Origin of the sequence: Calothrix sp. PCC 7507 (genome assembly GCF_000316575.1) — a bacterium.
Classification (GTDB): Bacteria; Cyanobacteriota; Cyanobacteriia; order Cyanobacteriales; family Nostocaceae; genus Fortiea.
The window spans coordinates 4,197,298-4,217,034 of record NC_019682.1; the positions used below are offsets into that span (position 1 = coordinate 4,197,298).

Below are 19,737 nucleotides of genomic sequence, written 5' to 3' on the forward strand. Positions count from 1 at the left end.
CCCAGTCCCCAGTCCCCAATCCCCAAAATGCTGACAGAATTTAATTTACTAGTTGAAGAAAAAGGGGAACGCCTTGATCGTTACCTGGCTGAAGAATTATCAGATTTATCTCGTTCCCGCATCCAACAATTAATCGAACAGGGTAACGTTCATCTCAATGATCAAGTCTGCACATCTAAAAAGATCAATGTGAAAGTAGGCGATCGCATTTTTGTAGAAATCCCTGCAGTACAACCCCTAGAACTCCAAGCAGAAGACATCCCCCTAGATATTCTCTATGAAGATGACCAGCTACTTATACTCAACAAACCAGCTGGCTTGGTTGTCCATCCTGCACCTGGTCATCCTGGTGGCACACTAGTTAATGCACTATTAGCACATTGTCCTAACCTCCCAGGTATTGGCGGAGTCCAACGTCCGGGTATTGTCCATCGCTTAGACAAGGATACAACTGGGGCGATCGCGATCGCTAAAACCGATATCGCCTATCAACAACTACAAGCGCAACTTCAAGCAAAAACCGCACGTCGAGAATATTTAGGTGTAGTTTATGGTACTACAAAAACTGAAAGTGGCACCATCGATTTACCCATCGGTCGCAATCCCCAAGATCGCAAGAAAATGGCAATTGTCCCCATAGAAGAAGGTGGAAGGTCTGCGGTTACTCATTGGCAAATCCAAGAACGTCTGGGTAACTACACATTAATTCATTTCCAGCTAGAAACTGGACGCACCCATCAAATTCGCGTCCACAGCGCCAAAATGGGTCATCCTATTGTCGGCGATCAAGTTTATGGTTCTGGTCGTTCAGTCGGCGTAAATTTACCTGGTCAAGCATTGCACGCTTGGCGACTTAAGTTGCAACATCCCTTATCTGGAAATGACATTGAGGTGACAGCACCCCCTCCCCAAACTTTGACAACTCTGCTACAAGTTCTCAGACGACGGGCTGCGTTTTCTTCCTAAAATCAGAATCTGCAACAATTTTCAGATTTATCTTTACTTAAGTTTACAAAACAATACAAATCAGGGCTAGCTCTCAGCAAAGGCAGGAAATAGCTGTAAACACTTGCCATCAGCGATGTTGTTGGCAATTTTTTATCAAAATGAGAACTATTTTCATGTCATCAAAAATAAATAAAAATAAAGTGATATTCAATACAGATTTTTTTGATAAATTTTCTCAAAAGGTTATGCAAACCGTCTTACGATCAGCATGACCGCAATTGTGAGTTTGATTTATTACTAATGCCATGAGACAAGACAGAATTTAGTAAAGTTGTGTAAAGCAAAGTTTCTAATTGTAAAGACATTGATTGACTAATCAAAGTACAAGTGTTGCTGACAAACAACTTTTGTATAAATCCGTGTCGATTAACACTGTTTAACAAAACTTAATTTAAAACTCATACAAGCGATATATAAAATACAAAGAGGTTTGAAAAGCAATTAAAAAAACAAGCAAAACAGAGATTTTTCCGGTTAGCTAATTCCATAAAATAAGGTAGTTATTTCATTTTAAAAAATGCAAATATTGCCGTGCTTTATGTTGCAGTTTTGTCCTGAATGATTAATTGCTATTAACCTCAATAAAAGCTGTGATAACTTTTAGGAGCAATAAACATGGTTCTTGATGCTTTTTCTAGAGTTGTTGAACAAAATGATAGAAAAGGTTCTTACCTCAGTGCTGATGAAATCAACGGATTATCAGCAATTGTAGCTGATAGCAACAAGCGCTTAGATGTAGTAAACCGTCTCACCAGCAACTCTAACGCCATTGTAGCTAATGCTTACCGCGCTTTGGTTGCAGAACGTCCTCAAATATTTAATGCTGGTGGTGCTTGTTTCCACAACCGCAATCAAGCTGCTTGCATCCGTGATTTAGGTTTTATTTTACGTTATGTCACCTATTCAGTATTAATAGGTGATGCTAGTGTGCTAGATGAGCGCTGCTTGAATGGTCTGCGCGAAACCTATCAAGCTCTAGGTACTCCTGGTGATGCAGTAGCTTCAGGAATTCAAAAAATAAAAGAAGCTGCAATTAACATTGCTAATGACTCTAAAGGTATCACCAAAGGTGATTGTAGCCAGTTGATTTCTGAAGTTGCTAGCTATTTTGATCGTGCTGCTTCTGCAGTTGTTTAAGAAGCGTATTTATCCAAGATTTTTTTCAAACTGATTGTTAGTAACTTAGCCAAAAATTCAGGAGATTAAGAGAATCATGAAAACGCCTTTGACCGAAGCGATCTCAGCCGCTGATGTTCGCGGTTCCTACCTCAGCAATACCGAATTACAAGCGGTTTTTGGTCGTTTCAACCGTGCTTCTGCAGGTTTAGAAGCTGCTAAAGCTTTCACAAACAATGGCAAAAAATGGTCAGAAGCCGCAGCAAATCATGTCTATCAAAAATTTCCTTACACCACTCAGCTAAATGGCCCACAATATGCCTCTACCCCAGAAGGCAAATCCAAGTGTGTACGCGATATTGACCACTACCTCCGCACCATCAGCTACTGTGCTGTAGTCGGCGGTACTGGTCCCTTGGATGAATATGTAGTTGCCGGCTTGAGTGAACTTAACGGCGCTCTTGGTTTGTCTCCTAGCTGGTATGTAGCTGCTCTAGAATTTGTCCGTGACAATCATGGTTTGAGCGGTGATGTTGCTGGTGAAGCAAATACTTACCTCAATTATGCGATCAACGCATTGAGCTAAGACAAAGCTTATGGGTCTTTGGAAAGAAAGAATTTCTCAATAAGTAGATAGATACAATTTAATGTTTTGTTGTAACGCTTTCATGCCGTGCGCGTTCTCCAAAAAATTAAGATTGATTTCTATTAACTTAATTTGAGAATTGATCTACTCCCAAAGACCCAAATTTATTTACACAACAAATTTAACAAGGGAGCGATTGTTAAGATGAGTGGTTCAGTCGCCGAACGGCTAGCAATTAGAGATCAAATCGATCAAAAAACTGAGCTTCGCCAAAATTGGAGCGAAGATGATTTGCAAAAAGTATTTCGGGCTGCCTATGCACAAATTTTTGGACGTCAAGGAGTATATGCTTTTTCAAAATTTACTAGCGCTGAAGCTTTATTACGCAACGGACAAATTGATGTCAGGCAGTTTGTAGAGATTTTAGCAAAATCTGACTTTTACAAGGAAAGCTTTTTTTATAGCAACTCCCAAGTGCGTTTTATCGAATTGAATTATAAGCACTTACTGGGACGTGCGCCTTACGATCAATCAGAGATTGCTTACCACGTAGATCTCTACGCTTCTCAAGGTTACGACACTGAAATTAACTCCTACATTTACAGCCCAGAATACGAAAGTGGCTTTGGTACTTCCATCGTTCCTTATTACCGTGGATTTCAATCAATCCCCGGAATGAAAACTGTAGGATTTAACCGGATATTCGAGCTTTATCGCGGACTTGGTAATAGTGATAATGCTCAGATGGGACGTAAAAATTCCCGTTTGCGGACAAAAATATCCTTAAATTTGGCTAACTGGATTTCACCACCAACATCAGCAGGAACTAGCTTTGCTTCATCAGCACCAACTTTAGTTAGTTCAGCTGCACGGGGAGATAATCGGATGTTCGTGATTGAAACGATCGCCGGTGGATTGAATGGCAAAGTATCAGTCCGTCGTAGCAGACAGGTTTACACCGTACCCTATGACCGACTCTCTGCTACATACCAAGAAATTCACAAACGCGGCGGGAAGATTTTGAGCATTTCGCCCGTTTAGAAGAGGATGGGGACTGTGGGGAGATGAGGGAGATGGAGGAGATTATAAAAAAGCTTCCCAATTCCCAATTCCCCACTGATAATTTATGACTACTATTCAATCTGCCGAACCTATTCTTTCTCCGGAAGCGGCGATCGCTGCTTTGTCTTGTGAAGATAACCAAATCCGCTATTATGCTGCTTGGTGGCTAGGTAAAAATCAAGTGCAAGCGGGCTGTGGGGCGCTTTGTGATGCTCTCTTTGATGAAAAATATAAGATCCCATCAGGAGGATATCCCCTGCGCCGTCAAGCTGCAAGGGCTTTGGGACAATTGAAAAATCCCCAAGCAGTAACAGCGTTAGTTGCAGCGTTAGCATGTGATACGGATTTGCGTTTACGAGAAGCAGCGATCGCTGCTTTAGCTGCTATTGGCGACAAGCAAGCTGTAACACCTCTGTTGCATCTTTTGCAATCGAGTCAAGAGCAACCCTATGAAGCTCTGATAGAAGCATTAGCAACTTTACAAGTTTGGTCAGCTCGTCACCAAATTGAGCCTTTTCTTAATCATGCTTCTGAGCGAGTGCAGTGTGCAGCTGCTCGATATATGTATCTCCTAACTCAGGAGCCGCAGTATATCGAACGCATTGTCAAAAATCTGAATCATGACAATATGTATTTGCGCTGGGCAGCCTTATTTGACTTAGGTGCAGTTGGTCATCAGCAAGCTGTGCAAGCGATTTTGGGGGCTAAAGTTCCTAATAGTTTGAAGCTATTAAATTTAAAGCGAATTCTCGAAACAGTTTTAAATAGTGATATTTCTCAACAGGAAATATCTCAAATACTTTTTAAAGCAATTGATGATCTATTAATTCAGCTTTGAAATTATACCTATTTTGTATGAAGATGCACATAATAATACCCCCCTGTAGTCCCCCCTTGGTAAGGGGGGACGGCGATAGCCGGGGGGTGAATTATATGCAGCTTCACAAAGAAACGGTATTAGGGAAGGGATTGGTAATTAGTCAGTTGTCGGTGGTAAGTTGTCAGTGGCTGATAATTTATACTACTGATGACCTATTTTCCAATCCCTTTTTTTATGGATTTTTTATACCCAAATTACTGAACTACCATGAATAAATTTGACTCTCATAATACTGAGGAATTGATTTTACAAATCAACAATGCTGCAACTCCAGAAACTGCGTTAGCTGCAATTACTGCTTTAGGTGCTAGCGGTACACAAGCATTAGCAGCCATCAGTGCTTTAATGCAAAGTTTGAGTCATCACCACGTTGCTGTTCGGGCTGCGGCGGTGGAAGTGTTGGTAAAATTAGCACCTGCAACTGTAAAACCGTTAATTGCCGCTTTCACTAGTTCACAAGATCAAGGATTACAAGCGCATATTATTCAAGCTTTAGCCCAAATTGGCAATCCAGAAGCACTGGATTTGTTAGCTGAAGTTGTGGGGACAGCAGTAGCCAATCACTGTCAGGGAAATGTCCGCCGCATCGCTGCTAGAGGATTGGGAGAGATAGGGCGGACTTCTAGCGATACAGAAATTATTAGTCGTGTTGAACAAAAGCTGACTTGGGCATTGTTGACTCCAGAGGATTGGGGACTGCGTTATGCAGCCGCGATTTCCCTGCAAGAACTTGCCACAATAGGGGCTGGTATGGCTTTACAACAGGCGATCGCCCAGGAAGTAGACCAAGTTGTCCGCTCTCGCATTACCATAGCCCTAACGGCATTACCAACTGCTGTAGCGTGAACTGGGGACTGGGGAAGAGGCAAGGGGGCAGGGGAGCAGGGGGCAGGGGAGCAGGGGGAGATAGAAAAGACAAAAAATAACCTATTCCCCAATGCCCAATGACAAATGCCCAATGACAAATGCCCAAAAAAACTTTCCACAATTTTGAGAAATATAAAGTTTATGTTTTGTAACAAAAGCTGTCCGGATGGCAAAACCAGATAAAAACTTCAATAGCTTATGTTTTCTAGGTTTTCGCAAAAATTAAAAAAATCTAAAACCAGGCAAATTCCCTATTTAACGGCAAGATTATGAAGCAATGTTACGAAAATATTTGTGTTTTCTCAGGCGTAGCCCTTATATGTAAAGGATTTGAGGCTTATCTTATTCCCGCATCTTATTTATTCATAATTTGTAACGAATAATGGATCTATGGCATTGTATAAACATAAGCTGGAGGGGTTAAATCACAGACGAAAGTTAAATGAGGCAATCAATTCATAAAGTTTGCCTGGTTCTCATAAAATCACTCCAGATTCTCATAATTTCCATTTCACGCCAGTGACAAAAGAAATTTGAGGCTAAAGCGAGAGAAACGGTTTGATTTTGAGTCTGTTTTTAGCCATTCCAAATTGATAAAACATTGCCAGTTTTAATTTAGACATCTCTCATCTAAGTAATTAGGAGATTAGAGTCCATGACATTAGATGTATTCACCAAGGTTGTTTCTCAAGCAGACGCTCAAGGAGCATTCCTCAGCAGCGAACAACTAGACGCTTTGGCTAACGTAGTCAGAGACGGCAACAAGCGCTTGGATGTTGTTAACCGCATCACCAGCAATGCTTCTGCTATTGTTACCAACGCAGCTCGTTCTTTGTTTGAAGAGCAGCCCCAACTAGTTGCTCCTGGTGGTAACGCTTACACAAACCGCCGTGCAGCAGCTTGTTTGCGCGACTTAGAAATCATTTTGCGCTATGTTACCTACGCTATTCTAGCAGGTGATTCCAGCGTTCTCGACGACCGCGCTCTGAACGGTCTGCGTGAAACATACCAAGCTTTGGGTACTCCTGGTTCTTCCGTAGCTGTGGGCATTCTGAAAATCAAAGATGCTGCGATCGCTCTTGCTAACGATCCCAATGGCATCTCCAAAGGAGATTGCAGTCAGTTAATTTCTGAAGTTGCTAGCTACTTTGATCGTGCTGCTGCTGCTGTTGCTTAATTGCAATAAAAAACCCAGTACCTAGAAATTAGGTATCTAGGACAGAAAGATACGAAACACCAAGGAGATATTACATCATGGTTAAAACACCAATTACCGAAGCTATTGCATCTGCTGACACCCAAGGACGTTTCTTAAGCAACACCGAACTCCAATCCGCTAGAGGTCGTTTCGACCGTGCTGGCGACAGCTTGGAAGCTGCTCGTGCCTTGACCTCAAATGCACAACGCTTGATTGACGGTGCAACTCAAGCTGTTTACCAAAAATTCCCCTACACCACCCAATCAGCAGGCCCTCAGTTTGCTGCTGATAGCCGCGGTAAATCCAAGTGTGCTCGTGACGTTGGTCACTACCTCCGGATCATCACCTATAGCTTAGTTGCTGGTGGTACAGGTCCTTTGGATGAATACCTAATTGCTGGTTTGGCTGAAATCAACAGTTCCTTTGATTTGTCTCCCAGCTGGTATGTTGAAGCTTTGAAATATATCAAAGCTAACCACGGTTTGAGCGGTCAAGCTGCTGGCGAAGCTAACAGCTACATCGACTACGCGATCAACGCTCTAAGCTAGATCCCGTCATGCCCGGAGAGGGATGCAAGTGCTGGATGAAGTCACCCAGCGGTTGGATCTCGCTCCGGGCATAGTTTTATGTAGGCAAATATAAAAAGCTTTAGCAAACCAAGCAGTCGGTGTAAACAGCCGGAGTGCAAATAAAAAGGGGGAAGAAAGCAATGGCAATTACAGCAGCAGCATCTAGGCTAGGAACAGAGCCGTTTAGTCAAGCAGGTCGAATTGAACTTCGCCCCAATGCAAGTCGAGAAGAAGTCGAAACTGTAATCCGTGCAGTTTATCGGCACGTCTTGGGTAATGACTATGTGTTGGCATCGGATCGTTTGATTAGCGCCGAATCACTATTAAGAGATGGCAACCTGACAGTGCGCGAGTTTGTGCGTAGTGTTGCCAAATCAGAACTTTACAAATCCAAGTTTTTCTACAGCAGTTTTCAAACTCGGTTGATTGAACTCAACTATAAGCATTTGTTGGGTCGCGCTCCCTACGATGAGTCAGAGGTGGCTTATCACCTAGACTTGTACCAAAGCAAAGGGTATGACGCTGAAATTGACTCCTACATTGATTCTGTAGAGTATCAAAATAACTTCGGCGACAGCATCGTACCTTATTATCGTGGTTTTGACAACCAACCAGGACAAAAAATTGCTGGCTTTAATCGGATATTCCGGTTATATCGGGGCTATGCCAATAGCGACAACGCTCAGGTAGAAGGGAAAAAATCTCGTTTAGCGCGGGAACTGGCAAGCAACAAATCATCCTCAATTGTTGGCCCTTCTGGAACCAACGATAACTGGAGTTTCCGGGCGTCAGCTGATGTAGCTCCCAAGAAGAATTTAGGAAATGCTGTAGGTGCAGGCGATCGCACTTATCGGATTGAAGTCACCGCCATCCGTAGCCCTGGTTATCCCAGCGTGCGCCGTAGTAGCACAGTGTTTATCGTACCTTACGAGCGGCTTTCCGACAAAATCCAGCAAATTCATAAGCTGGGCGGCAAAATCGTCAGTGTCACATCAGCATAGGAATGTTATTTGTCAGTAGTCAGTTGTGCAAACAAATGACCAATGACAAATAACTTTTGACAACAGTAGAGGAGATATAGAAGTAATGGTCGCTCAAATTACACCTAGTACTGGTAGCGTTTCTTCATCTGCTAGCCGGGTATTTCGTTACGAAGTCGTAGGCTTGCGGCAAAACTCAGAAACCGACAAAAATAAATACAGCATTCGGAATAGTGGCAGTGTATTTATTACAGTGCCATATAGCCGCTTGAATGAAGAATATCAACGGATTACCCGCTTGGGTGGCAAAATCGTCAAAATTGAGCAATTGAGTCCTAAAGAGGGAGAATAGCGCCCTGGCAATGATAGAACCCAGCACGGCAGAATATTCTGCCGATAACGCACCGCAACTGACACCAGAGCAAGCGATCGCTAACCTGCAATCATCAGATTTAAGTCTCCGCTATTATGCTGCTTGGTGGTTGGGAAGGTTCCGGGTTAATCAGCCAGAGGTTGTAGATGCCCTAATTGCAGCCTTAGAGGATGAAGCCGACAGAACTGAACTGGGAGGTTATCCACTACGACGCAACGCCGCTAGAGCGCTGGGGAAATTAGGCGACGGCAAAGCCGTACCAAGCTTAATTAAGTGCTTGGAATGTGCCGACTTCTATGTCCGTGAAGCAGCTGCCGAATCCCTACTAATGCTGCGTGCCAAAACAGCAGCATCAGCACTAATACAACTGCTAGATGGGGGTGTAGCAGCGGCTGTACAAGTGCCGGGACGCCCACACTTAATTCAGCCTTATGAAGCCGTGTTAGAAGCCTTGGGAGCTATTAAAGCAACTGAGGCTATTTCCCTCATTCAGCCTTTCCTAGAGCATCCAATACCACGGGTGCAGTGCGCCGCAGCCAGAGCGATGTACCAACTAACACAAGACTCTGCCTACGGGGAGCGTTTAGTGAAAGTATTGGATAGCAGCGACCTAAAATTGCGCCGTGTTGCCTTGGGGGACTTGGGTGCAATTGGTTATTTAGCAGCAGCAGAGGCGATCGCCTCTGCCAAGGCAGAAAATAGCTTCAAACTCATTGCCCTCAAAGGATTGCTAGAACATCAACTCCCAGAGGAACTAGACAACCTCCATGTTTCTGATGATGCCATCCGGGTGATGAACCTGATGGATTCATTATTGTAGTCAAGAGTCAAGAGAGTCAAGAGTCAAGAGTCAAGAGTCCATAGTCTATAGTCAAAAGTGGCGACCATTGACTGTTGAACGCCAGTCGCCTGGGTCGGGCTAACCCTCCTAAAGCACTGGCTGATATTAACTCTTGACCGTTGACTCTTGACCATTGACTCTTGACCGTGCCAATTTTAGATTTTAAATTGCCGATTTTAGATTTTTTTGGTTCGTGCCCCGTCCGAAGTCAAGCGGAAAAAATCCCAAATCTAAAATTTAAAATCCCCAAGCCCCGTACCCTTGCGATTCCCTGAGCGGTCGTTGGGTGGTCGGGGTCAATCCAAAATCTAAAATCTAAAATCCAAAATTGCTTGACCATTGACTCTTGACCAATGACAGAAGAACTAATTCGTGCTGTCACCCTTGCAGACACACCTGCGCGCATGGTGGACGCAGTGCAAAACTTAGCAGCAGCAAGAGATGCAGCGGCAATTCCCACCTTAATAGCCGTGTTTGGTTATAACAACCCAGCAGCAGCAGCAATAGCAGCAGCTGGCCTAATAGAGTTGGGAGAGGTGGCAGTGCCTCAATTGCTAGAACAGATAGATGATTATAACTATGGCGCGCGGGCTTATTCGATTCGCACTTTAGCAGCGATCGCCGACCCTCGCGCCTTAGATGTATTGATCACCATAGCAGCTACTGACTTTGCCCCCACTGTTCGCCGTGCCGCAGCCAAAGGACTAGGTAACTTACACTGGCATCAGCTAAGTGTTCCCGACAGCCAGACAGCACTCACAAGAGCATTGTCAACCTTGCTATCCATTTCCCAAGACTCAGACTGGTCAATTCGTTACGCAGCTGTTGTTGGTTTACAAGCCTTAGCAAAGATACCTGAGTTACGACACCCTATTCGGGCTAGACTCGAAGAAATGCTAGCAAGTGATCCCGAGAAGGCAGTCCGATCTCGCGTGTATTTGGCTCACAGCCAATAGCTTGTTTTACTTACCATAAAACAAAGGTAAAAGTAAAGATGTCAATACCACTACTTTCATATTCTCCTACAACTCAAAATCAGCGTGTAGATGGTTACGAAGTACCCAACGAAGACACGCCAACAATTTATCGTTTAGCAGCAGCTACTTCCAATAAAGATATTGACGCCATCATTTGGGCTGCATATCGGCAAATTTTTAGCGAACACCTAATTATCAAAAGCAACCGTCAAACCTTTTTAGAATCTCAACTGCGAAATCGGGCAATCAACGTCCGAGATTTTATCCGGGGATTGGGTAAATCCGAAGTTTTCCGTACACAGGTAGCAGACATCAACTCTAACTACCGCTTAGTTGATATCGTCTTAAAACGGTTTTTAGGACGCGCCGCCTACAATAAAGACGAGGAAATTGCCTGGTCGATTGTGATTGGTACCAAGGGATTACATGGTTTCATCGACGCCTTACTAGACTCTGAAGAGTACCTGCAAAACTTTGGCGATGACATCGTACCCTATCAGCGTCGTCGTTTTGGAGAACGACCTTTTAACTTAGCGAACCCCCGCTATGCTTCTTACTGGCGCGATCGCCAGACCTTAACATATTTAGGAGGACGTTCCTTCTATACCGCCCGCATCTCAGGAGAAACTGAGAAGACAGCTATTCGTCAAGGAATTCCCGATAATTTCTTCGCACTAGCAGGGCAAATCCTTACTCCCCAAAATAATTACCAGCGCACATCCGCCACAGCAATTTCCTATATCAGAGACGTTCAGCTTTCAGATACCAGTAGCGAACCTGCAACAGCCATAGCCGGTCAACCTGCGGTAAGCAAGCCAACCGTCAAACCCACAGCAGTTTCTCTACCCTATCGTTACATTCCTGGAATCAAAACAAATTAAGTCAAGAGTCAATCAATTTTGGATTTTGGATTGACGATTTTGGATTGACCCCTATCACGAAGATACTTGGCTCAAGAATTTTAAATTGAGAGAAAGTTGAATTTGTTTCACCCATCTTTCTACAGGGCACAAACCAAAAAAAAATCTAAAATCTAAAACCTAAAATCTAGAATTGGCAAAGTCAAAAGTTATGAGTCATGAGAAGTAACACAAATGACCAATGACCAATGACAACTGACAACTGTTAACTGATAACTGATAACTGAAATGACAATACCTTTACTAGAATACAAACCCAGTTCCCAAAACCAGCGGGTTGCTGGTTACGAAGTACCTAACGAAGACACTCCCAGAATTTACCGCATCGAAGACTATGCTTTGGAAGGCGAAGTCCAAGAACTAATTTGGGCTGCTTACCGCCAAGTTTTCAGCGAACATGTGATCCTGAAATTCTATCGCCAAGGCAATCTCGAATCTCAGCTGAAGAATAAAGCAATTACCGTGCGCGACTTCATCCGGGGTCTAGCTAAATCCGAGGCTTTTAAGACTTTAGTCATCAAGTCAAACTCCAACTATCGCCTCGTAGAACTTGCCCTCAAACGGCTTTTAGGTCGTGCGCCTTACAACAAAGACGAAGAAATTGCTTGGTCAATCAAAATAGCTACCCTCGGCTGGGACGGCTTCGTTGATGTTTTGCTAGAGACTCAAGAATATCAAAGCAACTTTGGTGAGAATATAGTTCCCTACCAACGCCGTCGCTATAAAGATAGACCATTTAATCTAGTGACACCCCGCTATGGGAACTACTGGCGCGATAAGCTAGAAGATGAGCGCTATAAGTCTGGCGATATCAAGAACTTCCTAGAATTAGCAAGTTCTATCCAGATTCGCCCGCTAGTCTATGCACGAGTCAATCTGGCCAATATCCAAATCCCTGACACCACCAGAAATACAAAACCTGAAGGTGTCGCCGTTTCCATCAGTCCCAGCACTAATTTCCCAGTACGGTAAAGGGGCTAGGGACTAGGGGCTAGGGGCTAGGGGCTAGGGGCTAGGGGCTAGGGGCTAGGGGCTAGGGACTAGGGACTGAGGACTGGGGACTAGGGACTGGGGACTGGGGACTAGGAAATAGGGGCTAGTATTTATACTCAGCACTCAGGACTCAGCACTCAGGACTCAGCACTCAGGACTCAGCACTCAGCACTCAGGACTCAGCACTCAGCACTCACACTCAGCACTCAGCACTTTCTCCAGTGACATAGGTTTAGAAGTTGAGGGGGTTCTGCGTTATCCAAAGATTCTCACTTGCCAATTAGCAAAGGCGGATTTTTGAAATGGTACTACCTCTACTCGAATATAAACCCACAACTCAAAACCATAGAGTTCGGAACTTCGGCACGGCTGACTTAAACGAAGATACTCCTTATCTCTATCGTCTGGAAACTGCTAACTCTCCTGGCGAAATCCAAGCACTGATTTGGGCAGCCTATCGCCAAATCTTCAACGAACAGGAGATTCTCAAATTTAACCGCCAAATTACCTTGGAAACACAACTAAAAAATCGGTCAATTACAGTCAAGGATTTTATCCGAGGCTTAGTTAAATCAGAGCGGTTTTATGAATTAGTTGTGACACCAAATAGCAATTATCGGTTAGTAGAAATCTGCCTGAAGCGGATATTGGGACGCACTCCCTATAATCGCCAAGAAGAAATTGCTTGGTCTATTCAAATAGCTACTAAAGGTTGGGGCGGGTTTGTAGATGCCCTAATTGACAGTGCAGAATACGATCAAGTCTTTGGTGATTACACCTTACCTTATCAGCGCCAACGGCGAAATACAGACCGACCGTTCAGCTTTACCCCCAGGTATGGTGCTGACTATCGTGAACGGGCAGGTATCGTCAGGAACAGGTGGTATGTCCAAACATATCAAACATCTGCAAAGAATGTTGATTGGGGTGCATTATCAGCTGTTTTAGTGGCAATCACCTTAGGCATCACCTTCTTACTCATCCTAAATTGGTTCGGAATCAGTTCTGTCCAATAACAGAATGGGGGACAATAGGTAAAGTATGAATGAGGATTTTGAGCCATCAAGCCTCTTTCACTTTACCAAGCTAGTTTTTTGTTTAATTTATTAATAAGAGGAAAAACGCAGCATGGCACTGCCATTACTTCAATACAAACCAAGCAGTCAAAATCATCGGGTTAAAAGCTTTGGCGTCGCTGACCAAAACGAAAATACACCATATATCTACCGGATCGAAGATGTCAGTTCATACACAGACATCCAGAATATTATTTGGGCTGCTTATCGCCAAGTTTTCAGCGAACACGAAATTCTGAAGTTCAACCGCCAAAAGCAGTTGGAATCTCAATTGAAAAATGGTTCACTTTCTGTGCGCGACTTCATCCGAGGTTTAGCTAAATCCGAGGCGTTCTATCGTCTGGTTGTCTCAGTCAACAACAACTACCGTCTAGTAGATATTACTCTCAAGCGGTTGTTGGGACGTTCAGCCTACAACAGAGAAGAAGAAATTGCTTGGTCTATTGTCATTGGCACCAAGGGTTTTAGTGGCTTTGTTGATGCGATCGTGGACTCTGAAGAGTACAGCCAAAGCTTTGGCGAAAATACCGTACCCTACCAACGCAAGCGTTTAGAAGGTCGTCCCCACAACTTGGTCACTCCTCGCTACGGCGAAGCTTTCCAAGACAAAGTTGGTACCGTCACAACCGACTGGCGCTTTACCGTGGAGAAATTCTACACCCGCAAATTCCAAGAAAAGCGTCTTCCAGAAGGCGACCCACGCAAATATGCAGATGTCGCAGCTGAAATTACCACCAGTGGTAACTACGCGCAAAGAATCTCTGCTTTTAGCATCGATTATCTTGCCGCAGTTCCTTACCGTGGTGGTAGCAGACGCTAGGATTGAAAATTTGATCACTTAAAATTTTATACTGGGTCTGATTTCCGTGTTAATGTGACCACTAGCTTTCACTTCCTTGTTAGCTAGGTGTGATATTAAGTGGAGATTAGACTCAGTAGTTTTTGTAAATGATACTGAGGGCATAACTATTGACAGATGAAACATTATACTCCCTTACAAAGAACTTGGATTTCTGTGTTGAGATTAGAGCGGGCAGATTGTTCAGCCACCTCAAACATCAAAGGTGTAGAATAAATGCGATCGCACTCCAAAAATCGTTGTAAAACTTGGCTGCGACCCATAATATAGTCTGCTTCTGACACCCAAGCATATTCTTGACGAATAGCATCAGCATATTCCCGATACTCGACTGGGTTAGCAGCTAAAATTGCTAAATCTGCATCAAGTAAGACTTGACTATCAAAGTCGTCCGCTTCAGCATGATGTTGTTTTGTATTTAGAATTAGACGGGTAACCGTAGCAATATTATTGAGTGGAATACCCAAATTAATTAGTAATTTATCAGCATACTCAGCGCTTCTTTCTTCGTTATTTTGAGCTTGAGTGTCATAAATAATATCGTGAAACCAAGCAGCTAACTGCACAGCGAGCAAGTCTTTTGTGTAGACTTGCAAAGTCTCAATGGTGCTAAGGACGTGGTGAATATGTTGTAGCGTATGATAGTAGCGCTTAGGATTAGAATAAGCTGCAACTAGATCATTAAAAGCAGTCTCAGTTGCGACTTGGTCAAGACCAAAAGGTTCAAGTATCCGCTGCCAGTGGCAAAATAAAATAACCCTTAAGTTTTCTGTAGGCATATAGCCGTTCCCATTCAGATGCGGTACAAAATTATATCGCAAGCAGTAGGGGCAGGGCACTGCCCACCTGTGTCAACTTAAGACCTAGCGAATAGAATTCGCGGCTAGACAGGCGAAGTCCGCGGAGGCGGACTAAGGTCAAATTAAGGTTTTTTAATCTGCGGAGGCAGGTTTTGTCTGTGTAGCCGAGCCAGCGCCGTGGGCGGGTTTCCCGACTTGAGGCGACTGGCGTGCGGTTTATAACCGCCGATTTTGCTTAAGTTGACACCAATGGGCACGCCGTGACCTTACTCAAGTATTTAGTTGGCTGAAAATGAGTAGTTAGAGACTCACATCAGTGTCTAGGCTCCAACTCATGACCAATAGCTAAAATTTATCTTTCAATCCCCGTATACGGGCAAAAGTTTGCACTGGGTCATTACTCTTCACAGCTAATTGTAATGACGGTTGCTCCCAACGTAAAAAAGGATTTGTAAGTTTCTCTACTCCCAATAATGAGGGAACAGTAGCTTCTCCCCGACTACGGTATGCCTCTACCTCATCGTAGCGCTCTTGTAAATCAGTGTTACCAGCATCAACCGTGAGAGCAAATTGCAGATTTTTTAAGGTGTACTCGTGGGCGCACCAAACATGCGTATTATCAGGTAAAGACCGAAGTTTATTTAAAGACTCTACCATTTGTGACGGTGTCCCTTCAAATAAGCGCCCACAACCGCCAGCAAACAAAGTATCACCGCAAAATAAATCCCCTGTTTCACCAACATCTTGAGGAGGAAAGTAATAAGCTATGTGAGCGCGAGTATGTCCAGGAACAAAGATAACTTCAGCGACTCTGTCAGCAAACTGAACACGCGAACCATCTTGCAAAAACACTTGCTGTCCGGGAATTCTTCCTCGATCCTCGGCTCCACCATAAACTGTCACTTGGGGAAATTTTTGGATTAGTTGCTGATTACCACCCACATGGTCGTGATGGTGGTGTGTGTTAAAAATCGCCACCAACTCTGCTTTTAGTTCTGCAAGGTGCTGCAGCACTGGTTCCGCTTCAGCTGGATCAACAACAGCCGCAATATTATGTGTGCAGTCATGCAGCAAGAATATGTAGTTGTCCGAGAGCGCCTTAAGACGAATGACCTGCATTAGCTCTGCTTTCCCCACAAATAGATTTGGATTAATCGGCAATCTTAAACCCCAGTGAACATGCACCAGTTCTATCAAGCGTTTATGCTGCCTTCATTATAGCTACGATTTACTGCCGACATATATTATACACAACCGTAATTTTACTGAAGATATAGTGAAAAATAGTAAAACCACGTTGATTTATCAGTAAAAATTCCCTGGAAATACCCGTAATCAGGAAGTTAGATTAATTTTGGTATGTTTTGTTCCCGATATATCAAAAAGATTTGGTATCAGGAAGCAATAATACTTACTTCGGCATCAGTCAAAATTAATAATTATTTTTTGGCTGTTTTTTGGATAAAGGTTAAGCATCTTTTCATCATCAGTTTCATCATCAGTTGCATCATCTACAGGAAAAATATGAATTACAAAGCTTCCATCTACCAACCTGTTAATAATCAAACAGAAATAGCGGTTAAGAAAATCGTAGACCGCATCCTTTTTTCAGGGCGCATGAGTCGTCAAGATTATACTTTGCTCACATCTGCTGTATTAAATCATAGTGATTTGAGCGATGAAGAACGTCGTCAGATTAATCGCATCTTTGACCGTATACAGACAGGGCAACTACAATTAGTTAACTGGTAACTTATCTACCTCTTGTTTAGAACTTGATTGTACATAACTTAGTATTTCCAATATCCAAATTTGGGAATACTAAGCTAGTAATATAGCCAATTAAATTGACAGTATAAATCTGTTAGTTTTTTTATACAAGAATCCTCAATGATTCCTGAAAAATTTTAAGTATCTGTAGAGTGGGTATTGCCCATCATAAATGTAACTCAAAAATCTAATCGGATAGCTATCTTAGTATTTCTATATAAAAAATCAGTTTTTTTTCAGTATAAACACTATTGTTTGATGCTTGATTAGCTAGAGCATCTGTAATTATCAGTAATATCTCTGTAGGAATAACAGTAATAATTAATATAGATTGTTGGTGTATTTTTACTAAAGAATTACCTACTTTATTAAGACAAACCAATAGTCAATAATTGACTTAGTTATCTTTGTGCTACCTAATTCATGAATCTTTTATTATGTACATACACTATTCTTAGTTAAATATTGTGATTTCAAAGGAAATAAAAAAACAATTGAAAGTTTCAATAATTGTCAGCGATCTATCAAGTGCTGGAGCCGGAAGATGGGGAGGTGGAGGTGTACGTTCATTTTTGCTAGCTCAGGCTCTCCAAAAACTTGCATATGAAGTAGAAATTTTGGGATTTGTATTCGGTGACGAATCAGCAGCAATTTCTCAATCAGATATTCCTGTTCATCAAGTTACTGGCAGTCACTATCCAAGTTTTTTCAAGACAGCTTTAAATCTGCTAAAAAAAATTGATGGGGATATCATTTATGCAATGAGACCAAAAGCAACAACCTTTGGTTTATCTCTGCTGAAAAATTTACATCGGCGTCATCCTCAGAAATTGATATTAGATATAGACGACTGGGAACTCAGTTGGCATGGTGGTGAAAAGTGGCAGTATCGCCCCAGCATAAAGCAATTTGCCAAAGATATTATCAAACAAGATGGTGCTTTAAGATATCCCGATCATCCGCTTTATTTAAAATGGATGGAAGGCATAGTAGATAAGGCGGATGCTATTACAATTCACACTAAATTTCTGCAACAACGTTTTAGTGGTGTTTATGTCCCTAATGGTAAAGATACTAATCTATTTAATCCTGAACACTACGATCCTGAAAAGAGTAGAGCAAGTTATGGGCTAACTGGATATCGGATTTTAATGTTTCCTGGCGCTCCCAGACCTTACAAAGGAGTAGAAGATGTATTAATAGCTTTAGAGCAACTAAATCAGCCAGATTTAAGATTAGTAATTGTTGGTGGTAGTCCTTACGATGATTATGATAGTCATCTCATAGAAAAATGGGGACGTTGGATTATCAAGCTAGCGAAATATCCATCAAATATGATGCCTGAAATTGTCGCAGCTGCTCACATTATTGTTGTACCACAGCGAAATACCCCAGCGGCTCTAGCACAGTTTCCATTGAAAATAACTGACGGGATGGCAATGGCAAAACCAGTTTTAGCAACAAAAGTGGGAGATATTCCAGAAATTTTAGGTGAAACTGGTTATCTAGTTGATCCTGCTTGTCCGGAACAACTAGCTGAAAAAATCCAATTTATATTCCAGAATTTTGATGAAGCTCAAAAGTTAGGAAAGTTGGCAAGAAAAAGATGCATAGACTATTACAGCATTGATGCTATGGCAGAAATACTTTCCCATACTATTCAAAAATTATAGCTTTTTTACTCACCCTAAACTTCTCAGATTAAATACAGCCAGTAATTAAATAATTAATCACCTTAAATCAAGAAAAAAAATGGCACTACCTAGTTGTTCACTTTCTATCTTAGTAGCGCGGACTGATATCCCTTTCATGATGCATACAATTCCTCATTTAGTGAGGACGTGTAACTTTCCTTTTACAGAACGCGTGTTAGCTGTAGATACTGCTCCTTTAACAGGTGATAAAGTGAATCGTCCTGGTGTCGGCACTATGGAAGAATTACGTGCTTGCTGCAATGAGTTATTAAAGAAAGGTGTGATAGATAAAATTGTTGATATTAATTATGACAAAACCTATCAACATCGAGTCTACACAAAGCATTTTGATAGTCGAATTAGACAAACACATAATTACAAAGGCTATCCCATATTGGGGACAATTTTTACCATTGAAGAGTCCCAAAGTGATTATATGTTACATTTTGACAGTGATATGCTTCTTTACCAACAATCTGGTCATAGCTGGATAGAAGAAGGTATTAAGTTGTTGCAAGAAAAGCCTGACATAATGGCAGTCAGACCACTAACTGGCCCACCAACTCAAGATGGTTCTATGCAACAAATATTTCCTTATGAACTAGACTCTAATGGCTTTTATCGCTTCAAGTTTTTTGGTAGTCGAGCTTATTTAATTGATCGTAAACGTTTTGACCGCTTACTGCCGCTCAAAGTTCTTTGGAGACCTGCGAAAACAAAAATCATTAATTTATTACCCTCCAAAATTCAAACCTTAGTGAACTATTTTGCTAACAAAGGTGCATTGGATTCATGGGAAGTAATGATATCAAAACAACTAGAAAATACTTCTTATTTCCGAGCTACCCTCAGTTCTCCAAAAGCTTGGACACTCCATCCTATCAAACGGGGTCCAGAATTTATAGAAGCATTACCAAACATCATTGAGAAAATTGAATCAGGATGGTATCCCTCTGAGCAAGCTGGACATTATGATTTGAAGTTTGAGCTTTGGCTATGATTTTTTAATTATTATTTTAGAGGTATTTTGATTGCTGTAGTTGTGTAGAGTTCCTCTAATACAGCTTCCCGGAAATCTCAAAGTATACGTGAGACTAATGTAAATATATTTATCTAGAAATATCATTAGCAGTGTTAGTTGAAAAAATAATTATTTGAAAAAATCAGC

21 protein-coding genes are annotated in these 19,737 nt (G+C 42.3%); 19 read left to right on the plus strand and 2 right to left on the minus strand.

The annotated features are described in order from the left end of the window. Window positions 1–27 precede the first annotated feature (27 nt). The 16 genes from CAL7507_RS17890 (at window position 28) to CAL7507_RS17965 (ending at window position 14,266) form a co-directional block, all read left to right on the plus strand. A complete protein-coding gene (locus tag CAL7507_RS17890; protein WP_015129891.1) occupies window positions 28–966 on the plus strand; it encodes an RluA family pseudouridine synthase in 939 nt (312 codons plus the stop codon). A 657-nt stretch (window positions 967–1,623) separates the two neighbouring features. Beyond that, entirely contained in the window at window positions 1,624–2,145 is a 522-nt protein-coding gene (locus tag CAL7507_RS17895) for a phycocyanin (RefSeq protein WP_015129892.1), read from the plus strand. A 73-nt stretch (window positions 2,146–2,218) separates the two neighbouring features. Then, complete coding sequence (locus CAL7507_RS17900; RefSeq protein WP_201447909.1) at window positions 2,219–2,710, plus strand: phycocyanin subunit alpha; 492 nt, start codon at window positions 2,219–2,221, stop codon at window positions 2,708–2,710. A 204-nt stretch (window positions 2,711–2,914) separates the two neighbouring features. Then, window positions 2,915–3,751, plus strand: a complete 837-nt coding sequence (locus tag CAL7507_RS17905) for a phycobilisome linker polypeptide (RefSeq protein ID WP_015129894.1) — start codon at window positions 2,915–2,917, stop codon at window positions 3,749–3,751. Between the two features lie 85 nt (window positions 3,752–3,836). Then, a complete protein-coding gene (locus tag CAL7507_RS17910; protein WP_015129895.1) occupies window positions 3,837–4,610 on the plus strand; it encodes a HEAT repeat domain-containing protein in 774 nt (257 codons plus the stop codon). A 249-nt stretch (window positions 4,611–4,859) separates the two neighbouring features. Then, on the plus strand, window positions 4,860–5,498 hold the full coding sequence (locus CAL7507_RS17915; protein WP_015129896.1) for a HEAT repeat domain-containing protein: 639 nt from the start codon (window positions 4,860–4,862) through the stop codon (window positions 5,496–5,498). A 676-nt stretch (window positions 5,499–6,174) separates the two neighbouring features. Beyond that, on the plus strand, window positions 6,175–6,696 hold the full coding sequence (locus tag CAL7507_RS17920) for a phycocyanin subunit beta (RefSeq protein WP_015129897.1): 522 nt from the start codon (window positions 6,175–6,177) through the stop codon (window positions 6,694–6,696). A gap of 77 nt (window positions 6,697–6,773) precedes the next feature. Then, entirely contained in the window at window positions 6,774–7,265 is a 492-nt protein-coding gene (gene cpcA, locus CAL7507_RS17925; RefSeq protein ID WP_015129898.1) for a phycocyanin subunit alpha, read from the plus strand. Between the two features lie 161 nt (window positions 7,266–7,426). Further along, window positions 7,427–8,287, plus strand: coding sequence for a phycobilisome linker polypeptide (locus CAL7507_RS17930; protein ID WP_015129899.1), 861 nt, complete (start codon window positions 7,427–7,429; stop codon window positions 8,285–8,287). 85 nt (window positions 8,288–8,372) lie between these two features. Beyond that, window positions 8,373–8,618, plus strand: coding sequence for a phycobilisome linker polypeptide (locus tag CAL7507_RS17935; protein ID WP_015129900.1), 246 nt, complete (start codon window positions 8,373–8,375; stop codon window positions 8,616–8,618). A gap of 10 nt (window positions 8,619–8,628) precedes the next feature. After that, window positions 8,629–9,459, plus strand: coding sequence for a HEAT repeat domain-containing protein (locus CAL7507_RS17940; RefSeq protein ID WP_015129901.1), 831 nt, complete (start codon window positions 8,629–8,631; stop codon window positions 9,457–9,459). A gap of 374 nt (window positions 9,460–9,833) precedes the next feature. Beyond that, window positions 9,834–10,436 carry a HEAT repeat domain-containing protein gene (locus CAL7507_RS17945; protein ID WP_015129902.1) on the plus strand — a complete coding sequence of 201 codons (603 nt, stop codon included), beginning with the start codon at window positions 9,834–9,836 and terminating at the stop codon, window positions 10,434–10,436. A gap of 38 nt (window positions 10,437–10,474) precedes the next feature. Beyond that, the gene (locus CAL7507_RS17950) at window positions 10,475–11,338 is read left to right on the plus strand and encodes a phycobilisome rod-core linker polypeptide (RefSeq protein WP_015129903.1); all 864 of its coding nucleotides are present in this window, start codon (window positions 10,475–10,477) and stop codon (window positions 11,336–11,338) included. Between the two features lie 267 nt (window positions 11,339–11,605). Continuing rightward, on the plus strand, window positions 11,606–12,349 hold the full coding sequence (locus tag CAL7507_RS17955; protein ID WP_015129904.1) for a phycobilisome rod-core linker polypeptide: 744 nt from the start codon (window positions 11,606–11,608) through the stop codon (window positions 12,347–12,349). A gap of 323 nt (window positions 12,350–12,672) precedes the next feature. Next, window positions 12,673–13,386: a phycobilisome rod-core linker polypeptide gene (locus CAL7507_RS17960; RefSeq protein ID WP_015129905.1), complete on the plus strand. Its 714-nt coding sequence runs from the start codon at window positions 12,673–12,675 to the stop codon at window positions 13,384–13,386. A 112-nt stretch (window positions 13,387–13,498) separates the two neighbouring features. Next, the gene (locus tag CAL7507_RS17965; RefSeq protein ID WP_015129906.1) at window positions 13,499–14,266 is read left to right on the plus strand and encodes a phycobilisome rod-core linker polypeptide; all 768 of its coding nucleotides are present in this window, start codon (window positions 13,499–13,501) and stop codon (window positions 14,264–14,266) included. Window positions 14,267–14,430: 164 nt separating this feature from the next. Here the strand turns inward: CAL7507_RS17965 and CAL7507_RS17970 are convergent, their stop codons facing one another. Further along, window positions 14,431–15,084 carry a hypothetical protein gene (locus CAL7507_RS17970; RefSeq protein WP_015129908.1) on the minus strand — a complete coding sequence of 218 codons (654 nt, stop codon included), beginning with the start codon at window positions 15,082–15,084 and terminating at the stop codon, window positions 14,431–14,433. 366 nt (window positions 15,085–15,450) lie between these two features. Next, window positions 15,451–16,224, minus strand: a complete 774-nt coding sequence (gene gloB / locus CAL7507_RS17975; protein WP_015129909.1) for a hydroxyacylglutathione hydrolase — start codon at window positions 16,222–16,224, stop codon at window positions 15,451–15,453. 405 nt (window positions 16,225–16,629) lie between these two features. On the opposite strand from gloB, the gene CAL7507_RS17980 reads away from it, so the two are divergent. From CAL7507_RS17980 to CAL7507_RS17990, 3 genes are all read left to right on the plus strand, one after another. Then, window positions 16,630–16,857, plus strand: coding sequence for a hypothetical protein (locus CAL7507_RS17980; protein ID WP_015129910.1), 228 nt, complete (start codon window positions 16,630–16,632; stop codon window positions 16,855–16,857). 512 nt (window positions 16,858–17,369) lie between these two features. Further along, window positions 17,370–18,548 carry a glycosyltransferase family 4 protein gene (locus CAL7507_RS17985; protein WP_144051228.1) on the plus strand — a complete coding sequence of 393 codons (1,179 nt, stop codon included), beginning with the start codon at window positions 17,370–17,372 and terminating at the stop codon, window positions 18,546–18,548. A gap of 79 nt (window positions 18,549–18,627) precedes the next feature. Next, on the plus strand, window positions 18,628–19,569 hold the full coding sequence (locus CAL7507_RS17990) for a hypothetical protein (RefSeq protein ID WP_015129912.1): 942 nt from the start codon (window positions 18,628–18,630) through the stop codon (window positions 19,567–19,569). Window positions 19,570–19,737: the final 168 nt, after the last annotated feature.